The organism is Rhodococcus sp. EPR-134, from assembly GCF_001647205.1.
GTDB classification, from domain to species: Bacteria; Actinomycetota; Actinomycetes; order Mycobacteriales; family Mycobacteriaceae; genus Rhodococcus_F; species Rhodococcus_F qingshengii.
In genome coordinates, this window is the sequence record NZ_LVCT01000581.1 from 1 (window position 1) to 2518 (window position 2518).

Here is a 2518-nt window from a genome sequence, read left to right on the forward strand (position 1 = left end):
TCCAAGTCTCATGCCATGACCGGGTGGCGACTCGGATACGGACTCGGAAATTCCGGATTGATCGGCGCCGTCAACAAACTGCAGGGTCAGAGTTCTTCCTGCCCGTCCTCGATCAGCCAGGCCGCAGCCGTGGAAGCCCTCACCGGCGACCAGAGTTTCCTCACCGAATCCGTACGAAGTTACCGACGACGACGCGACCTCTCGGCTCACCTCCTCAGTGTTGTCCCCGGGCTCGAGCCCGTCGTGCCGCAGGGTGCGTTCTACCTGTTCGTCAACTGTGCCGGCTTGATCGGCAAGCAGACCCCGGATGGCACCGTGATCGAGTCCGACCAGGATCTCGTCCTCTATCTCCTCGACGAGGCGTCGGTTGCCACCATTCAGGGTTCGGCTTACGGCGCATCGCCGTACTTCCGTATCTCCTTCGCCACCTCCGAGGCTGTCCTCGAAAAGGCCGCGGCACAGATCGCCGCGGCAGTCGAACGCCTTTCCTGATCTTTCATACTTTCTGGAGTACAAGATGATTCACGTCAAGACGAAAATTGATCGCGCGGACAAGGACCTGATTGCCGAACTGGGGACGTTCTCCGCGGCCACGATTCACGAGGCACAGGGACGTAAGGGCTCGCTGCATCCGGCGATCAAGCCGATCGACCGCGACATGAAGTTCTGCGGCTCCGCTTTCACAGTCAAGTGCCATCCCCGCGACAACCTCATGCTGCAGGTTGCGATCAGCTACGCACAGCCGGGTGACGTCCTGATCGTCTCTTCAGGTGATCAAGCCGCCGGCCAGTTCGGCGATGTTCTGGCCAATGCCTGTGTTGCGCGCGGCATTACCGCACTGGTCACCGACGGCGGAGTGCGCGATACCCGGGAGATCCGCGAACTCGGATTCCCCGTCTTCTCCAAGCACGTGTACATCGAGGGAACCGTCAAGGAATCTCTCGGCCCGATCAACCATCCCCTGGTCTTCGGAGAACAGGTCATTTATCCCGGTGACGTCGTCAAGGGTGACTGCGACGGCGTTGTCGTGGTCCGCCGCGAGGAGGTTGCCGAGGCAATCGAACTCTCGCGTGCCCGTGACGAAGCCGAAGCCGGGTACATCGAGCGTTACAAGCGGGGAGAGACCCCACTCGAGGTGAGCAATCTGACTGCTCTGCTGGAAGCCAAGGGCCTGGTGGTCGAATAACCTGCTGTGCGCCTTTATTAACCGCCCGCGGTTAATAAAGGCGCACAGGGTCGAAGGACTCAGAACCGCAACAGCACCTTCCCCGACACCGAAGCATCCTTGGCGACTGCGAAGGCTTCCAGAGCTTCCTCGACCGGATATTCGTGTGTGAGAACAGCATCGACAGCAAGCGAACCGTCGGCGAGGGCGAGCAGCACCTCGTCGATTTCGTCGTTGAAGCGGAATGAGCCCACCAACTCCAACTCTCGCGTGATCGCCAGCGAAATGTGTACCGGTTGAGGTCCGGACGGAAGAAGCCCGAGCATGACCACCCGTCCACCGCGCGTCGCCCCGCGAATAGCGGATTCGAGCCCGCGATGATTGCCGGTGCACTCGACGACCACGTCGGCATCGGATGCGGCGACTGCCTCGGCGTCGGTGGCCTCGAGAACCCGATCCGCACCGAGCGTCGACGCGATCTGCAGCGGAACGTCGTGCACGTCGACCGCGGTGATCGACTGCGCGCCTGCTCGTTTGAGCACAGCCACGACCAGTGCGCCGATGGGTCCGCAGCCGACGACCAGCGCCTTCTTCCCGCGTACGTCTCCCGCTCGCGAAACAGCGTGCCAGGCAACGCTTGCCGGTTCGGCTACCGACGCAGTCCGCAGGTCCAACCCCTCGGGCAGTTCCCGGAGCATGCGTGTCGGGAGCACTGCGTATTTCACGAAGGCGCCCTCGGTGTGTGGGTACTGCGCTGCACTTCCCAGGTATGTGCAGCAGGGCGAGAGGTTGGGCCGATCGCTCGGGAACCGAGGCGCGGTCCCACCGGGCGTTGCGGGGTGTACGGCCACGGAAGTTCCAACTGCCGGCCCCGTTCCGTCCGCCGCGGCCGTCACGACCGTGCCGACCACCTCGTGACCGAGCAGCATCGGTGCCTTCAGAATCGACTCCCCCGCCGCGCCGTGCGTCCAGTAGTGCAGATCTGATCCACACACACCGCCGTAAGCGATCTCGATCACTGCCTGCTCGGCGGTCGGCGCAGTCAACGCAACATGCTCGACCCGCAGGTCACCTGCCGCATGGGCCACCACTCCGAGCGTCGTTTCCGGTAGTACAAAACTCATGATGCGCTCTCTCAGTCGTTGCGACGGATGAAGTCGAGGCCACCGGGCACCTGGAAGGTGGGGAGCACCTCGATGAGACCAAGATTGACGTGACCAGGGGCGTCGATCGCGAACTCGATGGTATCCGCGATGTCCTTGGTAGTGATGGATTCGTAGCCTTCGTAGAAGGTCTCCCACGCTTCCTTCATGGCTTCGGGCGTGCCGCCGAGGTTGCGACCGAAGATCTCGG

The 2518-nt window shown here is 62.5% G+C and carries 3 protein-coding genes and 1 pseudogene; 2 read left to right on the top strand and 2 right to left on the bottom strand.

Going from position 1 to position 2518, the window contains the following annotated elements; translation table 11 throughout:
• Positions 1–492 (top strand): aminotransferase class I/II-fold pyridoxal phosphate-dependent enzyme (locus A2J01_RS25625; protein WP_156519407.1); only part of this gene is annotated, 492 nt, incomplete at its 5' end.
• 25 nt (positions 493–517) lie between these two features.
• The gene (locus A2J01_RS25630; protein WP_007731695.1) at positions 518–1186 is read left to right on the top strand and encodes a 4-carboxy-4-hydroxy-2-oxoadipate aldolase/oxaloacetate decarboxylase; all 669 of its coding nucleotides are present in this window, start codon (positions 518–520) and stop codon (positions 1184–1186) included.
• A gap of 59 nt (positions 1187–1245) precedes the next feature.
• On the opposite strand, the gene A2J01_RS25635 is transcribed toward A2J01_RS25630, so the two are convergent.
• Both A2J01_RS25635 and A2J01_RS25640 read right to left on the bottom strand, forming a co-directional pair.
• A complete protein-coding gene (locus tag A2J01_RS25635; protein WP_054827404.1) occupies positions 1246–2289 on the bottom strand; it encodes an L-idonate 5-dehydrogenase in 1044 nt (347 codons plus the stop codon).
• Between the two features lie 11 nt (positions 2290–2300).
• Positions 2301–2518, bottom strand: a pseudogene (locus A2J01_RS25640) (SDR family NAD(P)-dependent oxidoreductase); the annotation flags it as partial.

Bases quoted from the DNA above. Each gene is read 5' to 3' on its own strand.
- A2J01_RS25630 (WP_007731695.1), top strand. From the start codon at position 518: ATGATTCACGTCAAGACGAAAATTGATCGCGCGGACAAGGACCTGATT.
- A2J01_RS25635 (WP_054827404.1), bottom strand. From the start codon at position 2,289: ATGAGTTTTGTACTACCGGAAACGACGCTCGGAGTGGTGGCCCATGCG.